Annotated in this window: 23 protein-coding genes and 2 pseudogenes; 8 read left to right on the top strand and 17 right to left on the bottom strand. The window is 52.1% G+C overall.

All coding sequences use genetic code 11. The features are described from left to right. Window positions 1-9: 9 nt before the first annotated feature. From hpxX to hpxZ, 3 genes are read left to right on the top strand one after another with little or no spacing between them, the layout of a single operon-like run. Entirely contained in the window at window positions 10-198 is a 189-nt protein-coding gene (hpxX, locus tag AAIR21_RS09060) for an oxalurate catabolism protein HpxX (RefSeq protein WP_104440246.1), read from the top strand. Then, entirely contained in the window at window positions 195-1,592 is a 1,398-nt protein-coding gene (locus AAIR21_RS09055; RefSeq protein WP_059305462.1) for an AtzE family amidohydrolase, read from the top strand. Before hpxX ends, AAIR21_RS09055 begins: the two co-directional genes overlap by 4 nt. Continuing rightward, window positions 1,589-1,975: an oxalurate catabolism protein HpxZ gene (gene hpxZ, locus AAIR21_RS09050; protein ID WP_044859131.1), complete on the top strand. Its 387-nt coding sequence runs from the start codon at window positions 1,589-1,591 to the stop codon at window positions 1,973-1,975. Before AAIR21_RS09055 ends, hpxZ begins: the two co-directional genes overlap by 4 nt. A gap of 92 nt (window positions 1,976-2,067) precedes the next feature. Here the strand turns inward: hpxZ and puuE are convergent. The 3 genes and pseudogenes from puuE to AAIR21_RS09035 all read right to left on the bottom strand — a co-directional run. Continuing rightward, window positions 2,068-2,985: pseudogene (gene puuE, locus AAIR21_RS09045) on the bottom strand (allantoinase PuuE); the annotation flags it as partial. Beyond that, window positions 2,888-3,758 (bottom strand): annotated as a pseudogene (locus AAIR21_RS09040) (aspartate/glutamate racemase family protein); the annotation flags it as partial. The pseudogenes AAIR21_RS09040 and puuE, both read right to left, overlap by 98 nt. After that, window positions 3,758-4,474 (bottom strand): GntR family transcriptional regulator, encoded by a 717-nt coding sequence (locus AAIR21_RS09035; protein WP_020884746.1) that lies wholly within the window; start codon window positions 4,472-4,474, stop codon window positions 3,758-3,760. The pseudogene AAIR21_RS09040 and the gene AAIR21_RS09035, both read right to left, overlap by 1 nt. Before the next feature lie 144 nt (window positions 4,475-4,618). Here AAIR21_RS09035 and AAIR21_RS09030 point away from each other — a divergent pair, with 144 nt between their 5' ends. Together AAIR21_RS09030 and guaD are read left to right on the top strand one after the other, a co-directional pair. Beyond that, window positions 4,619-6,115, top strand: coding sequence for an NCS1 family nucleobase:cation symporter-1 (locus AAIR21_RS09030; RefSeq protein WP_047744277.1), 1,497 nt, complete (start codon window positions 4,619-4,621; stop codon window positions 6,113-6,115). 99 nt (window positions 6,116-6,214) lie between these two features. Then, complete coding sequence (gene guaD / locus AAIR21_RS09025; RefSeq protein ID WP_032670561.1) at window positions 6,215-7,534, top strand: guanine deaminase; 1,320 nt, start codon at window positions 6,215-6,217, stop codon at window positions 7,532-7,534. Here the strand turns inward: guaD and uraH are convergent. Both uraH and uraD read right to left on the bottom strand, forming a co-directional pair. Next, window positions 7,514-7,837, bottom strand: a complete 324-nt coding sequence (gene uraH, locus AAIR21_RS09020; protein ID WP_014169459.1) for a hydroxyisourate hydrolase — start codon at window positions 7,835-7,837, stop codon at window positions 7,514-7,516. The genes guaD and uraH overlap by 21 nt on opposite strands. Then, a complete protein-coding gene (gene uraD / locus AAIR21_RS09015) occupies window positions 7,834-8,334 on the bottom strand; it encodes a 2-oxo-4-hydroxy-4-carboxy-5-ureidoimidazoline decarboxylase (RefSeq protein WP_183516480.1) in 501 nt (166 codons plus the stop codon). Before uraD ends, uraH begins: the two co-directional genes overlap by 4 nt. Before the next feature lie 242 nt (window positions 8,335-8,576). Here uraD and hpxO point away from each other — a divergent pair, with 242 nt between their 5' ends. The 3 genes from hpxO to AAIR21_RS09000 are packed head-to-tail and all read left to right on the top strand — an operon-like array spanning window position 8,577 to window position 11,746. Continuing rightward, complete coding sequence (gene hpxO, locus AAIR21_RS09010; RefSeq protein ID WP_183516481.1) at window positions 8,577-9,731, top strand: FAD-dependent urate hydroxylase HpxO; 1,155 nt, start codon at window positions 8,577-8,579, stop codon at window positions 9,729-9,731. Window positions 9,732-9,748: 17 nt separating this feature from the next. After that, a complete protein-coding gene (gene hpxD, locus AAIR21_RS09005) occupies window positions 9,749-10,783 on the top strand; it encodes a molybdenum cofactor-independent xanthine hydroxylase subunit HpxD (protein ID WP_032677828.1) in 1,035 nt (344 codons plus the stop codon). A 12-nt stretch (window positions 10,784-10,795) separates the two neighbouring features. After that, complete coding sequence (locus AAIR21_RS09000) at window positions 10,796-11,746, top strand: PDR/VanB family oxidoreductase (protein WP_183516482.1); 951 nt, start codon at window positions 10,796-10,798, stop codon at window positions 11,744-11,746. Between the two features lie 262 nt (window positions 11,747-12,008). On the opposite strand, the gene AAIR21_RS08995 is transcribed toward AAIR21_RS09000, so the two are convergent. The 12 genes from AAIR21_RS08995 to AAIR21_RS08940 form a co-directional block, all read right to left on the bottom strand. Beyond that, window positions 12,009-13,400, bottom strand: a complete 1,392-nt coding sequence (locus AAIR21_RS08995; protein ID WP_020884754.1) for a VasL domain-containing protein — start codon at window positions 13,398-13,400, stop codon at window positions 12,009-12,011. 87 nt (window positions 13,401-13,487) lie between these two features. Then, window positions 13,488-13,832 carry a hypothetical protein gene (locus tag AAIR21_RS08990; RefSeq protein ID WP_020884755.1) on the bottom strand — a complete coding sequence of 115 codons (345 nt, stop codon included), beginning with the start codon at window positions 13,830-13,832 and terminating at the stop codon, window positions 13,488-13,490. A gap of 89 nt (window positions 13,833-13,921) precedes the next feature. Next, window positions 13,922-14,371, bottom strand: coding sequence for a type VI secretion system baseplate subunit TssE (tssE, locus tag AAIR21_RS08985; RefSeq protein WP_183516483.1), 450 nt, complete (start codon window positions 14,369-14,371; stop codon window positions 13,922-13,924). An 870-nt stretch (window positions 14,372-15,241) separates the two neighbouring features. Next, a complete protein-coding gene (locus tag AAIR21_RS08980) occupies window positions 15,242-15,625 on the bottom strand; it encodes a hypothetical protein (protein ID WP_047366241.1) in 384 nt (127 codons plus the stop codon). Next, complete coding sequence (locus AAIR21_RS08975; RefSeq protein WP_020884757.1) at window positions 15,618-16,601, bottom strand: DUF6402 family protein; 984 nt, start codon at window positions 16,599-16,601, stop codon at window positions 15,618-15,620. The genes AAIR21_RS08980 and AAIR21_RS08975 overlap by 8 nt, the downstream gene beginning before the upstream one ends. A 4-nt stretch (window positions 16,602-16,605) precedes the next feature. Continuing rightward, window positions 16,606-18,819: a type VI secretion system Vgr family protein gene (locus AAIR21_RS08970; RefSeq protein ID WP_434680759.1), complete on the bottom strand. Its 2,214-nt coding sequence runs from the start codon at window positions 18,817-18,819 to the stop codon at window positions 16,606-16,608. Window positions 18,820-19,193: 374 nt separating this feature from the next. Then, entirely contained in the window at window positions 19,194-19,457 is a 264-nt protein-coding gene (locus tag AAIR21_RS08965; protein ID WP_020884766.1) for a PAAR domain-containing protein, read from the bottom strand. 2 nt (window positions 19,458-19,459) lie between these two features. Then, window positions 19,460-19,948 carry a hypothetical protein gene (locus tag AAIR21_RS08960; RefSeq protein ID WP_183516491.1) on the bottom strand — a complete coding sequence of 163 codons (489 nt, stop codon included), beginning with the start codon at window positions 19,946-19,948 and terminating at the stop codon, window positions 19,460-19,462. 136 nt (window positions 19,949-20,084) lie between these two features. Next, window positions 20,085-20,663 (bottom strand): hypothetical protein, encoded by a 579-nt coding sequence (locus tag AAIR21_RS08955; RefSeq protein WP_020884768.1) that lies wholly within the window; start codon window positions 20,661-20,663, stop codon window positions 20,085-20,087. Continuing rightward, the gene (locus tag AAIR21_RS08950) at window positions 20,650-23,463 is read right to left on the bottom strand and encodes a hypothetical protein (protein ID WP_020884769.1); all 2,814 of its coding nucleotides are present in this window, start codon (window positions 23,461-23,463) and stop codon (window positions 20,650-20,652) included. Before AAIR21_RS08950 ends, AAIR21_RS08955 begins: the two co-directional genes overlap by 14 nt. Next, a complete protein-coding gene (locus AAIR21_RS08945) occupies window positions 23,464-23,934 on the bottom strand; it encodes a DUF3828 domain-containing protein (protein WP_020884770.1) in 471 nt (156 codons plus the stop codon). An 82-nt stretch (window positions 23,935-24,016) separates the two neighbouring features. Continuing rightward, a complete protein-coding gene (locus AAIR21_RS08940; protein ID WP_020884771.1) occupies window positions 24,017-24,556 on the bottom strand; it encodes a DUF3828 domain-containing protein in 540 nt (179 codons plus the stop codon). Between the last annotated feature and the right edge of the window lies 1 nt (window position 24,557).

The following is a 24,557-nucleotide window of genomic DNA, read 5'->3' as shown; positions in this document are numbered from 1 at the left end:
GAGAGACTGATGAATACCACACAACCTGACTGGCATGCCTATCTGGCGCAAATGGAGTCCGTGCTGGGCGTTGAGCTGGATGACGCCCGCCGGGCAGAACTCCATGTGCAGTTCTGCCGTATCGCGGCGATGGCCGGCCCGCTGATGGCACTGCCGCTTGATGACCATCTGGAGATCGCAGGAGTATACAAAGCATGACGCTACACGAGATGAGTATCAGTGAGATCCAGCAGGCGTTGAGTGCAGGCGACCTGAGCGCCCATGACATCGCCCGCCAGACCCTGGAAGCCATTACGCGCATCAATCCCCATATCAACGCCTGGACCACCGTCACGGAAGAACGCATGCTGGCCGAAGCCGAGAATATCGACACCCTGCGTCGGGAGAAACGCCCTCTGCCGCCGCTGGCAGGCATTCCCTACGCGGTGAAAAACCTGTTCGACGTTGCCGGGCATACGACCCTTGCCGGTGCAGAGCTGTTCAGTCAGCGCCCCCCCGCCACCGCTGACAGCTTTGCGGTACGCCAGTTGCGCAGCGCCGGTGGCTTATTGTCGGGAATGGTCAACATGGATGCCTACGCCTACGGCTTTACGACGGAAAACAGTTACTACGGCGCAACTCGTAACCCGCACGATGTGACGCGCATTGCCGGAGGATCGTCCGGCGGCTCTGCCGCGGCGGTCGCTGCCGGACTGGTTCATTTTTCGCTCGGTACCGACACCAACGGGTCTATTCGCGTACCGGCCTCCCTGTGCGGAATATACGGTCTTAAGCCCACTTTTGGTCGTCTGTCACGCGCCGGCAGCCATCCGTTTGTCGCCAGTCTGGATCACATCGGGCCGTTTGCCCGTCGTGTGAGCGATCTGGCGTCGGTGTACGATGCACTGCAGGGTCGGGATACCAGCGACGGATTTCAGGCAGAGAGTTCCCGGGAGCAGACCCGGCCCCTGCTCGACCGCGGTCTGGATGGTTTGCGCTGCGCGGTGCTCGGCGGCTATTTCAGTACCTGGTGCGACAGCGACATGCGGGACGCCGTGGCGCGGGTGGCAAAAGCCCTCGACGTGCAGGAAACGTTGCAATTCCCCGATGCCGAACTGGCCCGCTCCGCGGCGTTTATCATCAGCGCCTCGGAAGGCGGAAATCAGTACCTGCCCGCGCTTCGCCGCGAGCCCGGGCGTTTTGAACCCCATTCGCGCGAGCGACTGCTGGCCGGCGCGATGATCCCTTCTGCCTGGTATATTCAGGCCCAGCGTTTTCGCACGCAGGCCCGACAGGCGTTTAAAGCGCTGTTTGCGCAGGCCGACGTGCTGATCGCCCCGGCCACGCCGCGCAGTGCAACGCGGATTGGCGAAGAGATTATGGAGATCAACGGCCAGCCGTTACCGGTTCGCGCCAGCATGGGCATGCTGACGCAGCCGATTTCGTTTTTAGGTTTACCCGTTACCACCGTCCCGCTGCGCACCGCTCAGGGCGCACCTGTTGGCCTGCAGTTGATCGCCGCACCGTTTAACGAGCAAGCCTGCCTGCGCGTGGCGCGGGTGCTGGAAGCAAGCGGAATAACCGATGCCCGGCCAGCGGAGATGGCACCATGATAAATCACGATGACATTAACCTTCCGTGGGTCGTTGCAGAAGTGACCGCAGCCTTTTACCGCTATGAAGACGCGCTGGTAAGCAACAACATTCCGGTGCTGGATGAGCTGTTCTGGCACGACAAAAACACGGTGCGTCTCGGTGCGGGCGAAAACCTGTACGGCATTGAGGAAATCCGCGCCTTTCGGGCGTCGCGCCCGTCCGCGGGTCTGCAAAGGACGTTGCGCCATACGGTAATCACCACCTTCGGAGAAGATTACGCCGTGTGTAGCACCGAATTCACCCGCGAAGGAACGGAGCGGATTGGCCGCCAGCAGCAGACATGGGTACGCTTCCCGTACGGCTGGCGAATTGTGGCGGCGCAGGTCAGCGTGATGGCGTAATGTTAATAACCCGGCCCAGCCTGCTTCTTTCCCCATCAGATAAGCAGCAGGCCGGGACAGGCGTCACCGCCCCCCGGCGCACTGCTGGACCGTTATTGTTGAAACGGGTGCACTTCACGCCAGTGATCGGCTATCTGCTGGCGGGTACAGACCCATACCCGATCGTGCTGCGCAAGGTAATCGAGGAACCGCTGGAGTGCACGAAAACGCCCAGGACGCCCCAGCAGACGGCAATGCATGCCGATGGACATCATCTTCGGCGCACGTTCCCCTTCTTCGTACAACACGTCAAAGCTGTCTTTCAGGTAGGTATAAAACTGCTCGGCGGTGTTGAACCCCTGCGCGGTCGCGAAGCGCATGTCGTTGGCATCCAGCGTATACGGCACAATCAGGTGGGGTTTGCGCGTGCCGTCGCTGCACGCCACTTGCGTCCAGAACGGTAAATCATCGCCATAGTAGTCGCTGTCATAGTCAAAGCCCCCATGCTCCACTACCAGCTGGCGGGTGTTTGGGCTGTCACGCCCGGTGTACCAGCCGGCAGGCGGTTTGCCAAACAGGTCAGTCAGGACATGCACCGCCTTGTGCAGGTGCTCGCGCTCCTGGTTGATATCCATACTTTGATAGTGGATCCAGCGCCAGCCGTGGCTGACCACGTCATAATCAGCCGCTTTGATGGCGTCGACGATATCGGGATGTCGCGCCAGCGCCATTGCCACGCCAAAGACCGTCAGCGGCAGGCCACGCTTGCAGAATTCGTTATGGATCCGCCAGAACCCGGCACGGCTGCCGTATTCATAGAGGGAGTCCATCGACATGTGTTTGTCCGGATAACTGGCCGCACCGATGATGTCCGAGAGGAATTGTTCTGAGCCGGCATCACCGTGCAGAACGTGGTTTTCCGCTCCTTCTTCGTAATTGAGTACAAACTGCACGGCGATGCGCGCCTGGTTCGGCCACTGCGCGTGCGGCGGCTTGCCTGCATAGCCGCGTAAGTCCCGCGGATAATCCTCGTTAAAAAGCGCCATTATCACCCCCTCAATTAAAATGGATTCAGTGCCTGAAAGTGTCCGCTCAACGCTTTTTTCTCCGGGAAAGCCAGGTCCCCATGCTTGCTGGTTGACAGCCCCAGCGCCACCAGCGACTCGACCATTTTTACCGCCGCACTGACGCCGTCGATCACCGGCACGTGCAGCTCGCGCGTCAGCTCCTGCGCCAGCGTCGCCATTCCACCGCAGCCGAGCACAATCGCGCCGCAGCCATCTTCTTTCAGCGCCTGGATGCAGCGCGCGCGCACCTTCTCCTGAGCCAGGCCGCTACCGTCTTCCAGTGCCAGCACCGGCAGATCGATGGCATGCAGGGCTGCACAGTGGTCCTGGAAACCATACTGGTGCAAAAGATGACGGGCGATAATCCGCGTGCGCGGCAGCGTGGTCACAACGGAAAAGCGCGTTGCCACCAGCGTGGCCATATGCATCGCAGCTTCTGCGATACCGATGACCGGCCCCTGCGCCAGCTCGCGCGCCGCCAGCAGGCCGGGGTCACCAAAGCAGGCAATCACGTGTCCATCCACGCCCTGTTGCCGTCCGCGTTTTATCTGTTCGAGAACGCCCACGGCGGCGATGACTTCATCAAAATGACCTTCTATCGAGGGCACACCTGCGCTCGGGCAGACGGCGAGGATCTCCGTTCCCGGTGCTGCTACCGCGCGGGCTGCGGCGCCGATGGTTTCCGTCATCGCGAGGCTGGTGTTGGGGTTAATCACTTGTATACAAACAGACGACATTACGACTCCTTGTGGCTGGCGAACAGCCGGGCAAAATCAGGCAGGCACTCACCGGCCCGTTCGAAACAGAGGCTGGCAACAATATGTTCAAAATGGTGCATTAAGGCCTCACTCAGGGGCTGGAGCGCCTTCTGGCGCAAGAGTTCGACCAGTTGCTCGTGGTCATTGCAGCGGCAGCCCTGACGCCACGGCGCGCCCCAGGCGGCGATCACCAGCGACGACCGCTGGCTCAGGCCGGTCACCATCTCTGTCAGCACCTGATTGCCTGAAATGGCCTGAAGCTGAATATGGAAATTGGCGGAGTGGCGGATTGCGGCGGGACCGTCATACGCTTCGTGCGCCTGCTGCTCCTGGCGAATAATCCCTTCCAGTGCAGCCAGATGCGGCGGCTGACAGTGGGCCAGCACGTCCGGCAGGTTAGCCACCTCAAGCAGAGCGCGCGTGCGGAAGATCTGCTGCGCCTCTTCTACCGTCGGGCTGGCCACGTGTGCACCACGTTTGGGCGTTAAGGTGACCATTTGCACAGCGGCGAGTCGTTGCAGCACCTTGCGAATACCGGTGCGGCTCACGCCGAAGACCTCAGCCAGCGCCTCTTCAGGCAATTTACTTCCCGGGAGCAACTGATGTTCGACTATCGCGGTCATCAGCGCCTGAAAGATGGATTCATCTTTGTCATGCAGGTCTGGCGCGGTCTGCAGGCTGTTTATGTTGTTCATTAACCACTCCGATTTTTACTTTTCGCTATCGAATCGTATACATAAAAATAAAATATTGCATACAAGATTTATTATTTTGGCCTGGATCCTGCAACACCGTCTGCACTCCCACTTAACGGGTTTTCATTCACAGGAGCAGGTTTCATGCCAAACAGACAAAACGCGCAGCACGGTACGGCCGCTGATTCCGGTGCGGTTTACAGCCCACGGCTTTGCAATGAGGATCTGGCACCGACGCGTGACCAGAACTGGAGCTGGTACAACATCTTTTCTTTCTGGATGTCGGACGTCCACAGCATGGGGGGTTATGTTGTTGCCGCGAGCTTCTTTACGCTCGGGCTGGCAAGCTGGCAGGTTTTGCTCTGCCTGCTGATAGGGATTTGCATTGTGCAGTTGTGCGCCAACCTGGTGGCGAAACCGAGCCAGATGGCAGGCGTACCCTACGCGGTGATTTGCCGTCAGGCATTTGGCGTTTTCGGGGCCAATATTCCGGCGGTGATCCGCGGGCTGATTGCTTTCGCGTGGTACGGTATTCAGACCTACCTGGCCGCCAACGCGCTGATGCTGGTGGCGCTTAAGTTCTGGCCTTCACTCGCGACGCTCACCACCGGTTCGTTCCTGGGCCTGTCGCATCTTGGCTGGATCTGTTTCGCTATCATGTGGGTGCTGCAGGCGATGGTCTTCTGGCACGGCATGAGCGCCATTAAGCGCTTTATTGATATCGCCGGTCCGGCGGTCTACGTAGTGATGCTGGCGCTGGCGGGATGGATTGTATACAAGACCGGTTTTGACGGCATCTCCTTTACCCTTGCCAGCAAATCCCTGAGCGCCGGTGAGCAGACCTGGCAGATGATCACCGCCACGGCGCTGGTGGTCTCTTACTTCTCCGGCCCGCTGCTCAATTTTGGTGACTTCTCCCGCTACGGTAAAAGCATGGGGGAGATCCGCCGCGGTAACCGCTGGGGCCTGCCGTTTAACTTCCTGCTGTTCTCCATCGTTACCGTGGTGATTGTGTCGGGTACGCAATCGCTGTTTGGCCGCATGATCACTGACCCGATTGAAACCGTCAGCCGTGTGGGCAACGATCTGGCCGTGGCCATTGGCTTGCTGACCATGATCACCGCCACCATCGGGATCAACATCGTGGCGAACTTCGTCTCCCCGGCGTTTGATTTCTCTAACTGTTCACCGCAAAAAATCAGCTTCCGTACCGGGGGGATGATCGCCGCCGTCGGCTCTATCCTGTTAACCCCGTGGAACCTGTTTAACTCGCCGGAGCTTATCCACTACACTCTGGACGTGCTCGGGGCGTTTATTGGCCCGCTGTTCGGGATTCTGATTGCCGATTTTTACCTGATTAAGCGCGGCAAGGTCTCCGTAGACGATCTGTTTGATGACACGCCAAAAGGCAAATACTGGTATCGCAACGGTTTCAACCCGAAAGCCATCGGCGCGCTGGTGCCATCCGTTGCCGTTGGACTGGTGATAAGCTTTATTCCCTCCCTGCATGAAGTGGCCAACTTTAGCTGGTTTATCGGCGTCTTCCTGGGCGGGGTCACCTACCGCTGGCTGGCGCGGGAAGAGCGTGAAGCGGCAGGCGCCTCGTCGTTCAGCCCCCACGTGGCAACGCAAAAAGAGTAACCCTTCCTCCGGGCCGCAGTTCCTCTGCGGCCTTTTTCATTCTGGCACCGTTTTTGCTCAGTCTCATCACCCCGCTACGCAAACACTAAGGCAGGAAACATGATGGACTACCAGACTGCGATCCGCGGTGCATTTTTTGATATTGCCCAGGTCTGCGACAGTGCAGACGTTATCGCCCAACAGGCGCGCTACCTTGAAGACGGGCTGCTGTTCATCCATAACGGCAAAATTCTGGCCCAGATGGCCTGGCAGGAGGGCGAGCAGTATCTTGATCCCTATAAAGGGTACACCGACCTGCGCGGCAAACTGCTGCTCCCGGGTTTTGTCGATACCCACGTCCATTACCCGCAGACGGAGATGATTGGCGCTTTTGGTGAGCAGCTGCTGGAGTGGCTGACCACCTACACGTTCCCGGTAGAAAGCCAGTTTGCCGATGAGGCCTATGCGAAAGAGATTGCGGCGTTTTTCATCAACCAACTGGTCAGCCACGGCACCACCACCGCACTGGTGTTTTGTACGTTGCATCCTGAATCGGTCGAGGCGCTGTTCACCGAGGCCCTGCGCCTTAACATGCGCCTTATCGCCGGGAAGGTGATGATGGACCGCCACACGCCTGACTACCTGAGTGAAACCGCGAAAGAGAGCTACCGGCAGACGCGCGAGTTGATCCAGCGCTGGCACCACCGTGGACGGTTGGGCTACGCCATTACGCCACGCTTTGCCCCGACCTCCTCACCGGAACTGCTGGCCGCGGTCAGCCTGCTCAGAGAGGAGTTTCCCGACACGTGGATGCAGACCCATCTGAGCGAAAACCCAAATGAAGTGGCCTGGGTAAGCGATCTGTGGCCGGAACATGAACGTTATCTGGATGTGTATCATCATTACGGGCTGACCGGCGAACGCAGCGTGTTTGCCCATGGGATCCACCTCCATGAGAGCGAGTGGCGCTGTCTGCACGATACCGGCTCGGCGGTGGCGTTTTGCCCCACCTCGAACCTGTTTCTTGGCAGCGGACTGTTCCGCTTACCCGCCTGCTGGCAACACCAGGTGCGTATGGGCATTGGCACCGATGTGGGTGCCGGAACCACCTTCAGCATGCTGCGCACCCTCGGGGAGGCGTACAAGGTGGGTCAGCTGCAGAGCTACCGCCTGCGCGCCAGCGAAGCGTTTTATCACGCCACGCTGGGCGGCGCTCACGCCCTGAGGCTGGACGATAAGATTGGCAATTTCGCCCCCGGCAAAGAGGCCGATTTTATCGTCATCGACCCGGCCGTTACGCCGCTACAGCGCCTGCGTAACCGGCGCTGTCAGGACATTTATGAGCAGCTGTTTGTGCTGATGACCCTGGGCGACGAGCGCAATATTAGCGAGACCTGGGTCAACGGTGTGCAGGTGTGGTCAACTGCCGCGGTAGGTTGACCACCCGCCCGGCGCAATCACAAACGGCAGGTGGAAGTGCTCGTCTGCCGTTTCTCCCGTCACAAAATCGATCTGTGCGCAGGGGTAAAGCGTGTCGCGGCCGGTTTCGGTGAACCAAGCCCCAATCTCAGCCACCAGCCGGTAACGTCCTGCTGGCAGGAAAGGGATAAACGCGGTGATGCGCCCCTGGGCGTTAGTGAAAGCAGTGGCCAATACGACGCCGTCCTGCTCAAGATAAACCCTTACGCCCTGCGCCGGTTTTCCCGTCGAAATATCAAGAATATGCGTGCTTAACGTACTCATTCGTCAATGACTCCTTCCAGCCGAAGCAGCGTAATTTCCCGCAGCTGTTCCAGTGCGGCCTGTACCTCCTGCGCATCGCTGTTTTCCAGCCGGGCGTTGAGGGCGCGTAAAATCTCCTCACCGCTACGGCCTTTCGCGCGGATTAAAAACACGCGTCCAAAACGGGCCTCGTAGCGAGCGTTCCCTTCCTGCAGTGCCTGTGCCAGCTGCCTGTCGCGGTTGTCGACGGCGCCCTGCTCCTGGCGCGAAAGCACCGCCTCCGCCCGGGCTCCCGTCGGTTTCTCACCAATTCGCGGGTGCGCATTCAGGGCCTGCGTAAGCGCCGTTTCATCCCAGGTTTGGGCCAGTGTCCGGGCGGCGTCGAACAGTGCTTTGCGGTGTAAATAGGGCCGCCCCTGCACCAGCGCATCGGCCCAGTCGGGCAACGCCACGCAGGGCTGCAACCGCGCGAGCGCCTCTTCGTGGCTCAGTTGATTAAAAGTTTGCAGTGCAATCATACTCACTCCCGTCATATCGTCGTTTTCTCGCTTTGCACAAACTACGCCACTCTTGCCATCCCCTATGAAACAGTCGATTCCGGATCGCACAACAGGAAATTATTGATTCATAAAAAGGCATTCTCACCGCGTTTGCGCACCTTAGCAGTGCAAAACCACACCATACAACGCGCTTTTCGCCACTCTGCAGCCTGGTACGCAAATTGCTCTTCCCTTTTTACACCCTGCAAAAGGAGAGAAGCATGAGAGCAATCGTTATTGGCGCGGGCATTGGCGGCCTGAGCGCCGCTGTAGCGCTGAAGAAGGCGGGAATCGACTGTACCGTGTTTGAGGCCGTGAAAGAGATGAAGCCCGTCGGTGCGGCCATCTCCATCTGGCCCAATGGGGTGAAATGCATGCAGCACCTCGGGATGGGCGACATCATCGAGACCTACGGCGGCCCTATGCGCTTTATGGCCTATAAGGATCACCGGCGCGGCGATACCCTCACCCGCTTTAGCCTTGCCCCGCTGGTCGAGCGCACGGGCGGTCGCCCCTGCCCCGTGTCGCGTACGGAACTGCAGCGCGAAATGCTGAACTTCTGGGGGCGCGAGAACGTTCAGTTCGGCAAACGCGTTGAAAGCGTCCGTGAGGACGCATCTGGCGTCACCGTCACCTTTACCGACGGTACTACCGCGACGGGGGATTTCCTGATTGCCGCCGATGGCAGTCACTCCGCGGTTCGCCCGTACGTGCTGGGCTATACGCCCGAGCGCCGCTACGCCGGTTACGTCAACTGGAACGGGCTGGTGAAGATTGATGAAGAGATTGCCCCTGCGCACCAGTGGACCACCTTCGTCGGCGAGGGCAAGCGCGTTTCGCTGATGCCCGTCGCCGGCGGACGTTTCTATTTCTTTTTTGATGTTCCGCTCCCCCTCGGGCTGGCGGAAGATCGCACTACCCTTCGCGCCGATCTCACGGGCTACTTCCGCGGCTGGGCGCCACCGGTGCAGAAGCTCATCGCCGTGCTGGATCCCGAGACCACAAACCGTATCGAAATCCACGACATTGAACCGTTCGACACCCTGGTGCGCGGCAACGTGGCGCTTCTTGGCGATGCCGCGCACAGCACCACGCCGGATATCGGCCAGGGCGGATGCGCGGCGATGGAGGACGCCGTGGTGCTGGGTGACTGCCTGCGCGAGAACCACAACATCGCACTGGCGTTGCGGCAGTACGAAGCGCTGCGCTGTGACCGGGTCCGCGACCTGGTGCTTAAGGCCCGTAAACGCTGTGATATCACGCATGGCAAAGACATGGCATTGACCCGGGCCTGGTACCAGGAGCTCAAAGAAGAGACCGGAGAGCGCATCATTAACGGTCTGTGCGACACCATTCAGGCCGGGCCTTTAGGCTGAACGCGAGAGGGACAACCATGAAAATACAACCGACTCCACCCGCCCATTGTACGTTTGAGCCAGAGGACTGGCTGCGTCTGGCAAAATGCTGGCATCCGGTTGCTCGCGCCTGCGACATCGGCGCGGCACCGGTCAAAGCCACCCTGCTCGACGAACAACTGGTTATCTACCGCGTCAAAGACCAGGTTGTGGTAGCCCGGGACGTTTGCCCGCACCGCGGCGTACCGCTGACGCTGGGCTTTCACGATGAACACGGGATAATCTGCCCTTATCATGGCTTACGCTTTGGTGAAGATGGACGCTGCAACCGCATTCCGTCCAGCCCTGACCAGCCGGTTCCCGCGAAGCTTAACCTGATCAACTATGCCGTGGAGGAGCGCTTTGGGTTGATCTGGACCTGCCTGGCGTTTGATCCCGATAACCCAATGCCGCTGCCCACCATGCCGCACTGGGATAACGACGGATTTCAGCAGATCAACTGCCCGGCGTTTGAAGTGAATGGCTTCGCCGGCCGTCAGGTGGAAGGGTTTCTGGACGTGGCGCATTTTGCCTGGATCCACACTGACACCTTTGCTGACCCCAATAATCCGCTGGTTCCCCACTATCAGCCCCAGGAGACGCCGTTTGGCTTTGTTGCCGATTACTGGAGCTCGGTGAGCAACTACCCCGCCAGCTCCGATGTCCAGGCCCCGGAAGGCTTCCAGTGGCTGCGTCATTTTGAAATGCATCTGCCGTTTACCGCCACGCTGACGATCCATTTTCCGGGGGAAGCCAGGCTGGTGATCATGAACGCCGCCTCGCCCGTCTCTTCACGGGTAACCCGCATGTTCGCCCCTATCGCGCGCAACTTTGACCTGCATATTCCGGTAGAGGAAGTGCACGCCTTCAATTTGCGTATTTTTGAAGAAGACCGCCTGATGGTTGAGACGCAGCGCCCGGAAAGCCTGCCGCTGGATCTGACTCTGGAAGCCCACATCCCTGCGGATAAAAGCTCGATTGCCTACCGCCGGGGGCTGAAAAAGATGGGCTTCGGCGAGTTTTTCCTGGTGTGACGGAGGAACGTGATGAGCGAAATGTTGAGCGTTATTGTCGACGGTCTCTGGCGTGAGGGGGATAAGAGTCTCGCCGTCAGGCTTGTGTCAGAATGCGGTGACCCCCTGCCGGGCTGGCAGCCAGGGGCGCACATTGACGTGCATCTGCCCTGCGGGCTGGTTCGCCAGTATTCGCTGACCGGAGCAAGCGACAGCGAGAGCTATCTTATTTGCGTAGGACGTGAAGCCGCCTCGCGCGGCGGGTCACGCTATGTTCACGAGACGCTACGTCCGGGGCAGAAACTGCTTATCTCCTCACCGCGCAATCTGTTTGCGCTGCACGAGGCTGAACGCTTCTTGCTGCTGGCGGCAGGGATAGGCATAACGCCCTTGTATGCGATGGCCCGGCAGCTGGAGGCTTCCGGCGCCCCGTTTACGCTGTACTATTACGTTAAAGAGCATGGCAACGCGGCGTTTGCGCATGAACTCATGCAATTTAAACACGGCGAGTGTGTCATCCATACCATCAGCCCGCGCACTGCGCTGGCAGAGCACATGCCCATGCCAGCGCCCGGTTTCCACGCCTGGGTCTGCGGGCCGGCAGGTTTTATGGAGAAAGTGTATCAGGTCGCCCTCGCGAGAGGCTGGGCGGAGAGCAATCTTCACAGCGAAGCATTCCAGCCCGTTATACCCGCCGACTGTAATGAAACGGGCGAGATTTTTACAGTCAAGCTGGCATCAACCGGCGAGCGCTGGCCGGTGCCGGAGGACAAAACTATCGCGCAGGTGCTGCTGGAAAAAGGCGTGGCGGTACCGCTCTCCTGTGAAATGGGGATTTGCGGCGCCTGTCTGACGCCGGTTATCGACGGCGTAGTGGATCACCGGGATAGCGTGCAGTCGGAGGCGGAGAAAAGCGCGGCAGACCAGCAGGTGGCGCTGTGCTGCTCGCGAAGCCATTCAGGGGAACTGGTGATTGGGTTGTAGAACGAAAAAACCCTGCGATATTGCTATCGCAGGGTTTTCGGATTTGGCGGGATCCACGGATAGTCAAAACAAACGGCATACCGGGCTTCGGAGAAAAAGCATGTCCATAATCACCGATATCACTTCAAAAACAGCAGACCGGACGATAAAACGATCCCTCATGGCAGCATAACTGGCCTGACGCTTCATCATCTTAAAACGGGGAAATATCCGTGAAGCTTCCCGTCATAATGACGAGTTTTAAAGTATCTTAACGATGGATTTACTCTGATGCATTCCATTTTATTTCAGCATATCGGGCTGCCAGTTGTTTCAGATGCATCTCCAGCTGAGATCTCGCAGCTGCAGGTAAAGGTACACCAGGAGGATTTTCTGACAAGATACGCAGTTGCTCTTCAGCCGGTATGGACTGGTTAAAAGACTGCCGGACGGAAAATACAACGGACTTCAGTTCACTGACCGTCATGTATTTGCCTTTCTGCTCATCAAGCCCGTTCAGCCGATCACTCAATTTTTGTAGTGTTGACATCCCCTTATACCAGCCATTGAGCTGTTCTACCGGTAATGCGGCAGCATTAAGGTGTTGCTGCCACTGTTGTGTCAGGGGTTTTGCTTGCTCCGGCCACAGCACCTGAGCCTGTTCTGTAAGTTTTCGGCTGTAAGTAATACTCCAGTCAGGAGGCAATTTATCCAGTCGGGCAAGCTGCTGCTGTGTTTGTTCTATCATTGTTTGTGATGACGGAGATTGCTGACGCAACATATCCAGTTTTTCAGGCGCGAGAGGTGCAGGTAACGGAGCCAGTGAGGCAGCAAGCTGAGTCTGTAGCGGGTCTGGCCGGTGAAGAAATTGCCAGCTCCACACTGCGCCCGTACTCATTATCAGCATGGTACACATTCCGGCAGTGAAGGATTTCCACTTTTTTACCTGAGTGGGCATTGCCGTCAGTACTTCCACATTAGCGTGGTGTTCTGGCTGTGCAACGAATACCCACTTCACTGGGCTGTCTGGCGCAGGGGTCTCTTCAGAGAGACTACCGGTATGAGAGCCTGTTGATATTACTGCACCATTCTTTACGGTGGCAGGCAGGACAATACCAGACTGAATATTCGACCCGGTACTGGTTGTATCGTTGCTGTTTTCCAGCCGGACAGCGCTGTTGTGCATCAGGGAACGCAACGTATCGAGCTGGCTCAGATGCTTAAGCTCCAGACGTTGAAGCACCTCCCCCAGACTGCCAAGCAGTTGCTCAGCCCGATACAGTTGTCTGAGGTCGCTGTAATTGAGCGGGAGCGAGCGCATCCGTTGCTGAAGACGCTGGTTCAGACTGCTGAGGATTTCCATGCGGGCATGTACCGGCTGCGGCCATAGTGTGCCCCACTGATGGCTTATCAGCGCATCCAGTATCGCCAGGCCTTCATTGAGGCCGAATAAGCCGGCCAGTTGCGTCCGTGCCAGCGTGTACCAGGCCGCCGTCTGTAACTCCACACCGTTTTGCTCAAACAGTGAAAGGCAGAGTTTTTCGACATAATGCCAGTTCACATCCGGACGGGCCGGATGTGTCAGTTTACTCAGTTCATCACGCAGGGTGGCATAATCCGCTAGCGTGCGCGGATCGCCACCGGTTTTGATTTTTCGTGGAATGATGTCATTCATGGCTGAATATCCAAATGAAGGTTGCGGTGCTGTACTTCCTGTTTATGCAGCTTCACCACAAGTCTGCTGGTACTGCCAGGTTAACAGCTATGGAAGAAGCGCTAACATCAGACAAAAAGAAGTACTTTGATCAAAAGGTTGTACTGTGCGCAGCAACATCCCCGGGGGATTAAAGGTCCAGTCACTGAAATGACCTGCCCGTATGAACAGGCGCCCCAAAGAGATCACGCAACCTTCTGCCTGAATGGTCACTTCCACGCATCCGGTCACGCCCTGGCCGTACAAAAATACTGGTGTCAATTTCACAGACTGGTCATCTACACACAGAAAGAGATCGGTAATCTCAAGAGACCCGTACTCCACCAGCAGATCCGTAACGGATGTAGTCAGCGTCTCCTCGTTCAATCCAGTACCTTCCAGCCACGCGTCCATTTGCTCCTGAAGCTGCGCATTCTCTGGCAAACTCTTCAATATCGGCCTGACTCTTACTGGATGTTGGAACTGATGAAAGCTGTCTGGCCTTACATACGAATTGCGGTATCGAGATACTGCTGTTGCTTCAGGTGCCTCAGCATCACGCGTCCTTCGGGCATAAACTCGGTGCCGTAACGTACGAGGCCAATGCCCTTAAGCTCAGCATCAATGGCATAACGCAACTCTCCTGGCACGTGCTGTTCGAGTAAAGTTACATTGAGGGACTGCAAACGGGGTTCATACTTGAGCAGGACACCGGCCAGCGTATCGATCAGCTCGTGGGCTGTACCCGGCATGCCTTGCAGAATTTTGGTCATGTCCGGCAAACCATAATCTGGTACATGGGATATGGTCCCGGCTCGGGCGTTCAAAATACGCTGGATGTTATCCAGTACAGATAAAATGACCTGGTCTTCTTCGTTTACAACTTCAAGGGGAAGATCCCCTGTAAAGTTGCCGGTAAGAATTTCATATAAAGATGGCGTTTTTTGATTCATAATATAGCAAATTATTTTAAATGATAGAGATTTAGGTTCTAAGGGATGTGAATTATCTTATGTTTCTTCTAAGGATTTTTTTTGCAAAAATAATTATTGAACAACCGGGTAATGAGGAACAAAACATCAATATTACTCGAAGTGGATTTGTTCCATACCAAGAATAAAGCATAAAGATAATAACCAGGCCAAAGATTACTGAAGAGTGCTTTGGTTTTATAGATGTTGCTAGAAATGTAATGGGTATGATAATGTATCTCATATAGAAGATTACAAATCTGAGTCCTCCCCCCTACTCCTTGGTGTAAAGTAAGTTATGTACCATTCGTAACCCAAATGATGCACTGCTAGAACGATAATACATCCAAGGAAAGCTATTATTAGTTTTACTAATTTTTTTATTTTTTGCATTCAGGTAAAATCCAGCCTGAAAACCCGCTGTCAGATGGGGAAAGAAAATCAATGCCTGACCATTCAGGTGCAACTAAATCAGAGAACTGACACTCCCAAAATGCCAAGCTGAACTTTTTATTTTTTCTCCAGTTTTATCATAGACGACGAAAAATGATTAATTTGAAAAAAGACGTAATACCCGTCCTACGCCGCCAAAAGGCTTGTAGTCAGGAATGTAAGTAATAGCATAGCAAGAGTTGACCTCATTCCATATTTTTTCACTGGATGTAGATTTCTTATAAGTCAGTGTCTTTATTGACAGAAGAATAATAGATAGTGATACAAAAAAACAGAGTATCAATTTCACTATGAGCTTAATTGAGCTAAGCATGTTTTTATTCCATCGACGAATGTTCTTTAATGCCAATATTGTTACATCTGGTCATTTGATTATTTTAAACATGAATTGCTAAGATGTTAATGGCATTCAGGAATATGCCATCCGTCCCATCCATCACTTGTAGGATAAGTTGCGTTCTGTCCATGCCATTCTGGGGCCACCAAATCAGAAAATTGAGACTGCCAAAAATACCATGCAGAGTTTTTTATTTTCTTTCCATTCTGGTCATACACAATAAAGAAGGATTGATTAGAAAACAACCTCAACACCCGTCCAATTCCACCATATGGACGATAATCAGGAATATAAGTGACCAGCTCGCACTTTTTATCTCGACTCCATATTGAATCATTCTTTATTGCGCCTCTATAAGCCAAGATTTTAACAGTCATTAAAATAAAGGAAAAAATGATCGCTGAGATAAAGATCAGGAAAAATATTCTTTTTAAGTAATTATTCATTTATGTTTTTTCTCTTCCAGAAAGAATATTCCTCCATATCTATCTTGCTAAGATGAATGATAATATTTGTAGGGATTTTCTTCACTGTAGAGTATACAAAAAAATCTCCAGTTTTATAGGTGCTCTTGTATTTCCCCCTGTATTTGACAAATGATGAGTTTGTAATCCTAAAGTATCTACAACCGTCCTCATCGATGAATTCTTTTTTCATAAGTTCGCTAATCACCCCGGGTTTGATGACCCCACACTCTCCCCAATATCCCAAAGGTTGATCATCACCATCATTCATAAATTCGTAGGTGTCCCTGACGTACAGTCCCAGTTCTCTAATCTCCAATCTCATAAACCCTCTTTGATCTCTTGTTACATTTAGATTTGTGAATGCAACTTTGATTATGAAAGAGCCCAGAGCACCGTATACATCATCCAGACTATCAGTCGCCTTCTCCCACAATGTACTACCAATTTTTATAAAGTTAAACTGACTTGTCTTATCCAATTCGATTGCTGACATATTGTCATAGTTCACATAACAGCTTTTTAGCTCATTGTTAACCAAAAACCCAGATTTTTCCAACCTATTCAAAATATAGCAAAGTCCATTCGAAAGCTGATTTGTAATTTGCTTTTTTCGCCCCAGAAAATCGTCATACTCAATGACGCTTGAAACTTTCATTACAAAGTTATCATAGATTGGTTTTATTCGTGAGGATGAAGTTAATAACCATTCAAATTCTAAATCGTCGAGAATGTGCTGTTTTTGTATTGTGCTGATGTCGATTTTGTTAAGCTTCTCCTGCTTACTCATTTCATAATACGGGTCATTGAACCACTTTCGCATAAAACTAGCTGCAATTTTCCAACCTTTCTTCTCCATTACATCAGGAATGTCCGTTATTTTGAATATCTTAACGGAGATGATTTCTTTATTTTCATCCTGGTTAGTAAGTTTTGATTTAACTTTCATATCAACCATAGAACTATCCTATATATAATGAATTTTGCTTTAATATGGTTAACTCGATATCAGCTTCTTCTGTATGGCTTATAAAGCCAGTGAGACCTTTCTCGCATGAAAACCCTTTAACTACCTTACCTATAGACGATGTTAATTCATATCCAATATTTGATATTGGTTCTTGTGTTCTATCATCAACAAGAATAAAGCTCCTGCGAAAAGCATCGCCTGGCCCTGGTAAAAATGGAAGTTCTGGAAACTGAGGACTGCTTCCTGCTGCCATAGTCCGCTTCACTTTGCGTATGTACGACGCCGTCGTACCATACTCGACCTTCCCGGCCTCGAGTCGCAGATAGCTTCCGCCGCCGATCAGCGTGATACGTTTTTTCCCGGCGAACAAAATGTCACTCACTGAGCTCAGCGTCAGCTTCTTCTCAGCAAACAACCGCATACTGGCGTTTTGCGCCTGGACATCTATTGGTCCTTCTCCGGATTTGACGCTCAGTTGGCCGGTGCGGGCAAAGAGCCCCAGTTTTTCTCCGGCCAGCGTGGTTAGATTGCCCATAGTTCCGACGCTGATATCGCCCCCGGCGTTGACGACCACGTTTCGTGCTGCGGCCAGTTGCATATCTTCACCACTGGTCAGGGCCATGCCTTCCGGGGCTGAGAACTGCAACGCCTCGTTAAGCGGTTTCAGCCGCTGCTCAAACATTTGTACCTGGCTGTCGACGTCCGCTTTCAGGGCCTGCGCTTTTTCGGCGGCCATTTCCAGCTGTTGCAGTTGCTGATTAAGCCTGTCTATTTCCTTCAGCGCGGCATCCATGTCCAGGGCTTCGCCCTGCGCTTTCGCCTGTGCATCTGCACTGATGAACAGCCCCTTTCCGGCGCGGATAACCCCGTGTTCATCAGTGCGCAGTTCGCTACCGGTGCCGCGGGATTTGCCCTGATTGTCCACCAGGTGCCCGCTGTTGAGCTGCGTCCTGCCGTATTCCGTGGCGAGCTTGATATGCTCCTCGCCACGTTTGTCCTCCATCCGCAATTTTGAGTTAGCGGGTGTTCTGAGGATATTTCGGGTGTGATTATCCCGGTTCACGAGGTCCGGATGTTCGGAGTCGTGCAGTGCGTACGCGATGTACGGCAGGTCAATATCGCCATTGCTATACGCAATGGCCACTTCAGTGCCGTCAATGAGCGGCGTATGCCAGCCCAGCGTGTCACCGGCAGTTGGCTTCGCCATCCGCAGCCACAGATACCCAAAGCCCTGCTCTGTTCCTTCGCGGTCGAAGTCCGGCTTTACCCGGTAGCGACCCTGCTCATCCAGGTGCGCGTAGATATCATTTTTCTCCCGGCTCTCGACGCGGGCCGGAAGTGTGCCGTGGATTTCAGGGCGCGGGATTTCAGTTGGGCGGAAACAGTAGCGTTCGGTATAAGGCATCCCCCAGACCGACACATGCAGACGGGAATCCCTGGCGCCCCGGAAGGTCACCAGGGTGAGGATAACGCCCTCTTTCAGGGCAGTTATGACATCGCCCTGCGGCTCAAGCACCTGTCCCGGCGCAAGGTGGGCAGCGTTGCTGAACAGGTGAATGCGGGCCGTTCTGTTCAGCTCCCGCTCATGATGGAGCCGGGCCCAGAACGCGCCGGATTCGGTCTCCGGCTCCGGGCTGGTGTCATCACCTGCGTCACGATAAGGCGCTGCGTAGCGGTAATGCTCCCCGGTGGTGATCGCGTCGTTACGCACGCTGACCGTCGCATCCATCGGTGTGGAGGCTGTCCGGTAGTTGTAATCCCGCGTGGCGACCGTGCCGGTGGCAAGGGTGTGCCAGGTTCGTACATCCCAGACCGACTCTGCCGCACCGTCAAACAGACCCGACGGCTCGCTGTAGGGCAGGCGCACATCAAACTGGTAGTTGAGCTGGCTGTCGGCCAGTATGTACGTATCCAGACCGCGCACGTCGTCCATCACCGTACGCCAGTAAATCCCCACTTCAGACAGTATGCGCCGGATAAACTCAAGGTCCGTTTCCCGCCACTGGGTGATAATTTCACGCGGCGGGTACGTGCGCTCCAGTCTGAACTCAAAATCGGGTCCCTCCAGCCCGTGTTTACGCAGCACCTGCTCAACCACCTCAGGAACGGACTGGTTCTGATATACCGCACACTGCCGGGTATATCTGATCGGTTTGTCACATCCTCTTGGGCGGGAGAAGTCGATAGCGGGGGCAGCGACTTTCATTGCCTCAAGCAGGTCATCGACTTTGTTTCCGGCGGGGGCCTGAATGTATGTGCCGAGGATCCATGCGCAGCGCTGACCGCGCAGAATTTCACTGTCAATGAGCGCTTCTCGCTCGACATTTCGGGACTCGGCTCCCACCTGTTCGGCTTTATAGGCAAACCGGCGTAAACCGAAAATAAGCCCCCAGGTGCAAAATGGAAGACCCAGTGCAGTGAACCAAAAGACAAATCCTGTTCTTTCTGATGTCCAGCACCATAGCGTGAGTGCTATGCCTCCCAGCATGATAAATGCCAGGAACAGCAGCCAGCGCCAGGTACAAGGACGCGCTACCTTAGGGGCCTGTTCAGGGATGGCATCCAGCCAGACGGGCATAATCAGGCAACCTTTGCTGCGGCAAATGAACTGATCAATGTGCAACCACAGGCACATTTGTGACCGTGAAAGGCTACCGGGATACCATGATCAAGGTAATCAGGGTTTCCTTCTACGATGGTTGTAGGGCCATGCCCCGGAAACGGGCAGGACACTTTGTCGCCTTTACGGGCAACACCGATACCACCGAATTTCATCGTATCGGAAGCGGTCAGGACCGAGCCGCCGTGAGTGGTTTTATCGCCTTTACGGATAATCTGGAGCATTATTAAATTCCTCTTCCTTGTCTCTTAACTAATACATCATTCTTTAATTCCCATGTCTCAGTTGGGATCTTTTTATCCGTGCCGTCAATAGAGATTGAAGGGACTTTTATTATGAATGTTTCTGGGCCATTGGTTATTGATGGGTAATGCCCACCACAGAAGTCAATTGTCTTCAGATGTTTGAATTTCTCATCATCCGTTTTGCTAAACACATGTAATGGGCCTCCATCGCATGCATTCCCCATTGGACTATCAATAAATACTATTATTTGTTTGCTGGCTTCGTACAAATATGAATGCGACCATACTGATGGTGCGCGATAAAACTCACACTTGTAACTATCAACAAGTTCGTCATTAATTTTTATGCTACATGTATTATTTTCTGAAGACGTGTTTATCCTTGGTGTTTCATCTGCAATAGCAAGACTATTAAATGTGAAGAATGCAAATAAAATACAGAGCAATAATTGTGTTGGTCTAAAGTCCATTTGACTAGCCTAAATTAACATTTATTACTGAGTTAGGGTTGAGTTTATTAACTCAACCCTGGTCGTCCTCTGATGCATGCCGTATCCGAATTTTACTACTGTCGCTTTCTCGTTATGCCGGAGCTTTATGAGAGGCTCATTGGCTGTTACACCCTTCCAATGATTCTATTAATTTCACATATCCACCATTATTAAAATTAAATAAGGCCGTTTTGCATACAGGACTATCACTCTTGTTGATTGAGATAGATTGACCGGTTATTGCAATCATAGAACTATTTTTATAAGCATCCATCTCAAATGGAAGGCCAACAGGGGTACCATTATCAGAAATATCTGCATAATTATAACTACCATTATTATCTGATGGTAGTGTTGCTACAACTTCCCCTGATAGTTTATCAATAACCCAGCCACATACCCAATTATCACGAAGGCATTCTTTACCATGACCTCCAAAGGCTGTATAGATTCTAAAGTGCCCTGCAAAGTTAACAGGTTTTTTTAGTTGCTCTTGGACTGTATTTTTCCAGTGTGGCGAGTACTTTTTCTGCTCTTTATTAAAGTGAATATTTTGTTCAAATGGACCGTTGCTTACGGGAACCAGGTAGTCAGTAAACTGAGGATTAGAACTGTCTTGTGAGTACGCTCCAAAAGACAAGAGCATACATGACACAAAAAGCAAAAATTTGTTTGATTTTTTATTGCATCCCATTTTTAGAATCCTCAAGAGCTTTAATCATCGTGTCTGGTAATAGGTGAGCTTTATTCAATCCATCGCCAGCATAGTACGACTCACCCTCTACTTCTGCCACCCTTGGTACTAATTTGTATTTCTTTTTACCATTTTCATACACTGGTAATCCGTTTGCATCCAACACTGGTTCTTTTTTGGGGCTTATACTCTTTCCTTTACGTACACCAGCTGATGCAAATTCTTTCGCCCACGCATAAATCGCATCTTCAGCGCTTCCGTTACCCTCAAGATAATTAATAAATGCTGGCCGCTTCAATTTAATCAAAAACTGCTCAAATATTTGATCCTGCATCGCAGCATCGTATAGTTTCGAAGTATCAAGACTAAGTGCTTTTACTGCACTTTTAAGCGTCTCTGGGATTATCTGGAATCGACCTGTGGCGAACATATTTCGTTCTCTTTGGGCATCAATTACTTCAGATATTGTCATTTTTGTGAGGTTAGAATTATAGTGCGGGACGGATTTACCTGTCTTTGTAACATTGTATGCCGAATAATCATTTTTTGACTCGACACTTCCTAAAAGGTTTGCAAACTTGCTATGTGCCCAGCCAGTATTTTTCTTTATTAATGCACCAAGAAAGGCAATCGGATGCATATGCCATAATGAAGGGCCTAGTTTTTCGGATGTAACATCCTGCATCCAGGCCATTTTATCAAGAAAATCTTCGCTATATTTCTTCCATTCTGGGGCTTCTTTTTTCAGCGCATTGAGGAAAGGTTGCCAGATAGCATCACCTTTTTTGAAGTACCAGTCGCTTGGATGTTTTACGATTGTTTTCTGAATAACGTCACGATAGTCGGGATTGTGAAGTGCTCTCCAGTACTCCATTGGCGAATATCGGTCACTTCCGCTGTCAATTTTATCCAGCAGACGCTGATAATTATGCTTCACAAGAGCATGACTGGTTCGCGTATCATCTATCGCGGCCTGGTAGAGCGAATCGATGAGGTTACGGAAGAATCCAACAGGCTGGTTTTTCCCATCCAGGTAATCAAAACTGGTAGGCTCTGAGGTTTCAGTTCTGAAGCCTAGTTTCGCCAGATCATACTGTGACAGAAGTTGAGGCTCCGCCTGGCCTTTGGGCACATAGGCATTTTCCAGCCGTAGCTGCCAGTATTCTTGCTTTGTTGAGTTATCAGTTTCAGTTGTGACCTTACTCAACGGTAGAATGCCTGTCCGCGTTGTCGACGTCGAGCCCTTTGCGAAGGAGCCCTTCGCAACATCTTTTGTGAAAAGAGCAAGGCCAGGAGAATACTTCAACCAGAGCGGGTTTTTCTCCCCCACTTTTTCCGGGTTGGTCAGGAACTTCTCCAGATTATCATCCATGCTCGTGCATTCAATATGTACCTGGTATCGTGCCTCATAACCACCGTCTTTTGGTGCCTGATAGTAGCCCATGTGGCCAATCGGGTCACCGGCCTTAATAGCAAATGGAGAACTGAGGCTTACTGTCTTATCGAATACCATGACTTCCTTTGCGGGAGGAAGCAAATGCCGCCACCAGCCTGGACCGGCCCCCGGCGCTGGCTTAATATTGTTGTTATCCACAACAACCCAATAGCGCTGACCAGGTGTGAGGGTACTGCTGGTTTCTTCTGGTAATCCTTTCAGTGTTACAAGGCCATATTGTCGCTTGTTATTTCCTGTGGTGTTAAGATTGCTGTCTGCTGGGTCCCACTCCACTCTAGCCCCTTTAGGCATGTGCCCTGCAATTTGTGGAGAAGTTTTATCTGAAGTCAGTTTTGCCGTCAGCCAGTCCATTTCAGAATATGCTCTTAGTGTATCCTGAGTGACCCACTGATTTTCTGCGTTGGCCTCATAAGCTGAGTAAGGCGCAAGGTGCATATACAGGGTGTAGAAATGCAGCCCACTGGTTTCTTTCTCACCCGGCTGAATATAGTGCTTCACCAGAACGAATGAGCCCGAAAAACTCAGTGGACCGGATTCCCACCCCAGCGTCAGGTAATCCTTGCAGACGCGATAGGCAATAACTTCACCATCTGCCATACAGCGTATCGCCTGTTCGCCTTTAAAGGGTACCGGGAAATCCATCGCCTCCAGCGGAGCTTTACCACTCAGAGCACACCATGGCGTTGTGGCTTCGGTGATATGGATCCCGCCATGCCACATTCCGCTGCGACCAATCGTGTACTGCCCGGTAGACTCGCCTGCTAAATGAGAGAGGATACTTTCCTGATTGCTGAACTCGCTTCCCCGGCTGTTTGAGGGGATCGGCCAGACTATTTTTATTTTTCCTTTCGAAAGAGTAGTTGCGTTTTTCTTTTCATTAATTGATGATGCGTAGCGATAAAGCGTATAAGCAATCTTATTATCGCGATATATCTGAGCAGGATAAAATCCTTTTTCCTGAACAAAATCAGATACCCAGTGCTTACCATTAAACATCGCCATATGACCATGTACATGATGTGGTGCCGCCTGAATGACAACTACATCACCCGTTTGCTGACCAGAAATTGTGAATACACCGCCACTACTAACTGTTGTGGTGTTATCTACAACTTTAAAGTTATTTTCAATCAGCCATGGACCATAGTTTTTAGCTGACTCAATCGCAGAGTTTTTTACAGACGCTCCACCAGCAATCAATGCTTTTTTAACATAACGGGCACATTTCGACTCGCCGTATTTAAGCTTTTTATCAATCCCTTTCTTAAAGTTCTCAGCGTTAATTTTAGCTCTCGCGAGCGCCTGTGTGTTCAGAACGCCAACTGCAATATCCTTATTAAGCATTTAGTTATCTCCTTCAGCCTTTTGGGGGCAATAAATACTGCCTTTGAATGTAGGCTTAACAGAATCGAGCATCCATTTTCCCCCGGCTTTTACTAAACTAACAGCATACAGAGACGTACCTTTCCCATAACCTAATTTAAGATTCACCAGTGCAATATGGTCATTGGCTGACACTGTTTTCGTACTAATGTTGTTTTTCCATTCCTCACATATATCTTGAGCATCGACAAAATAATCTGCACCTGAATCATCATTATCTCGTAAATTTCTAAGATGTGCAGTTGTATATTTAGCAATTGCTTTCAGGGAGAGATCATTAGCTGATTCCATGTCAGACATCTCTTCTGCGACCAGGTAATCATGGTAGAACGTACTTACAACTTCGTCAGGTGACAAAGTCCTCTCACCTGAGGCCAAAGCAATATAAGGCACACAAAGTAAATGACAAGAGAGAAACATTACCTTCAACATAAACACCTCTTCAAAAATGCTTAACTCAATGCTCCGGTTAATCTAACCGAATGGTTAAATATCACCTCATACAACCTTAATATCATTCCGTTACGCTGGTAATTTTCCAATTGCCATTATCTTTTTTAAGCGACACTTTAAATCTTGCTTTAGGTTCAGAGCCATTACCCAAAACAACGTCAACCAATGAATCGTTTCCTTTTTGTGCAACATCAAAAGTGTTTATATTTGTTCTCCACGATAAAAACACATCTTGTGATTTTGTGAAATAGTTGACATCAGTCTCACCCCAAATTCCATACCAATCGCAGCTATAATTACCTTTATCCTGTTTACACTCGTGCTTCTGCGCACATTTCTTGGCTAATTCTGATTCGGAAATCGAATCATCAGAATCATAATTACACATGGCGGAGTCATTTATGCTTTTTGCTAAATCATCAGATAAATATATTTTGACTAATGCTTCGTTACCACCTGATTTATCCTGAAGATATGCAGAATAAAAGTCATGCACTATACTCTCGGGGCTTTTTGATTCATCAGCCAGTGAAAAATTTGAAAATGAAAGCGAAAATAGGAAAACAAATGCAATGCGGAGTTTATGAGTCAATGATTTCATT

It is taken from the genome of Enterobacter sp. PTB (assembly GCF_051130085.1).
In the GTDB taxonomy this organism is placed as follows: domain Bacteria; phylum Pseudomonadota; class Gammaproteobacteria; order Enterobacterales; family Enterobacteriaceae; genus Enterobacter; species Enterobacter ludwigii.
This window is presented reverse-complemented; position numbering and strand designations above follow the sequence as displayed.

What these genes read in the sequence shown, in the direction of transcription:
- hpxX (WP_104440246.1), top strand. Translation starts at nt 10, where the DNA reads ATGAATACCACACAACCTGACTGGCATGCCTATCTGGCGCAAATGGAG.
- AAIR21_RS09055 (WP_059305462.1), top strand. Translation starts at nt 195, where the DNA reads ATGACGCTACACGAGATGAGTATCAGTGAGATCCAGCAGGCGTTGAGT.
- hpxZ (WP_044859131.1), top strand. Translation starts at nt 1,589, where the DNA reads ATGATAAATCACGATGACATTAACCTTCCGTGGGTCGTTGCAGAAGTG.
- AAIR21_RS09035 (WP_020884746.1), bottom strand. Translation starts at nt 4,474, where the DNA reads ATGAACAACATAAACAGCCTGCAGACCGCGCCAGACCTGCATGACAAA.
- AAIR21_RS09030 (WP_047744277.1), top strand. Translation starts at nt 4,619, where the DNA reads ATGCCAAACAGACAAAACGCGCAGCACGGTACGGCCGCTGATTCCGGT.
- guaD (WP_032670561.1), top strand. Translation starts at nt 6,215, where the DNA reads ATGATGGACTACCAGACTGCGATCCGCGGTGCATTTTTTGATATTGCC.
- uraH (WP_014169459.1), bottom strand. Translation starts at nt 7,837, where the DNA reads ATGAGTACGTTAAGCACGCATATTCTTGATATTTCGACGGGAAAACCG.
- uraD (WP_183516480.1), bottom strand. Translation starts at nt 8,334, where the DNA reads ATGATTGCACTGCAAACTTTTAATCAACTGAGCCACGAAGAGGCGCTC.
- hpxO (WP_183516481.1), top strand. Translation starts at nt 8,577, where the DNA reads ATGAGAGCAATCGTTATTGGCGCGGGCATTGGCGGCCTGAGCGCCGCT.
- hpxD (WP_032677828.1), top strand. Translation starts at nt 9,749, where the DNA reads ATGAAAATACAACCGACTCCACCCGCCCATTGTACGTTTGAGCCAGAG.
- AAIR21_RS09000 (WP_183516482.1), top strand. Translation starts at nt 10,796, where the DNA reads ATGAGCGAAATGTTGAGCGTTATTGTCGACGGTCTCTGGCGTGAGGGG.
- AAIR21_RS08995 (WP_020884754.1), bottom strand. Translation starts at nt 13,400, where the DNA reads ATGAATGACATCATTCCACGAAAAATCAAAACCGGTGGCGATCCGCGC.
- AAIR21_RS08990 (WP_020884755.1), bottom strand. Translation starts at nt 13,832, where the DNA reads ATGGACGCGTGGCTGGAAGGTACTGGATTGAACGAGGAGACGCTGACT.
- tssE (WP_183516483.1), bottom strand. Translation starts at nt 14,371, where the DNA reads ATGAATCAAAAAACGCCATCTTTATATGAAATTCTTACCGGCAACTTT.
- AAIR21_RS08980 (WP_047366241.1), bottom strand. Translation starts at nt 15,625, where the DNA reads ATGAATAATTACTTAAAAAGAATATTTTTCCTGATCTTTATCTCAGCG.
- AAIR21_RS08975 (WP_020884757.1), bottom strand. Translation starts at nt 16,601, where the DNA reads ATGGTTGATATGAAAGTTAAATCAAAACTTACTAACCAGGATGAAAAT.
- AAIR21_RS08970 (WP_434680759.1), bottom strand. Translation starts at nt 18,819, where the DNA reads ATGAAAGTCGCTGCCCCCGCTATCGACTTCTCCCGCCCAAGAGGATGT.
- AAIR21_RS08965 (WP_020884766.1), bottom strand. Translation starts at nt 19,457, where the DNA reads ATGCTCCAGATTATCCGTAAAGGCGATAAAACCACTCACGGCGGCTCG.
- AAIR21_RS08960 (WP_183516491.1), bottom strand. Translation starts at nt 19,948, where the DNA reads ATGGACTTTAGACCAACACAATTATTGCTCTGTATTTTATTTGCATTC.
- AAIR21_RS08955 (WP_020884768.1), bottom strand. Translation starts at nt 20,663, where the DNA reads ATGGGATGCAATAAAAAATCAAACAAATTTTTGCTTTTTGTGTCATGT.
- AAIR21_RS08950 (WP_020884769.1), bottom strand. Translation starts at nt 23,463, where the DNA reads ATGCTTAATAAGGATATTGCAGTTGGCGTTCTGAACACACAGGCGCTC.
- AAIR21_RS08945 (WP_020884770.1), bottom strand. Translation starts at nt 23,934, where the DNA reads ATGTTGAAGGTAATGTTTCTCTCTTGTCATTTACTTTGTGTGCCTTAT.
- AAIR21_RS08940 (WP_020884771.1), bottom strand. Translation starts at nt 24,556, where the DNA reads ATGAAATCATTGACTCATAAACTCCGCATTGCATTTGTTTTCCTATTT.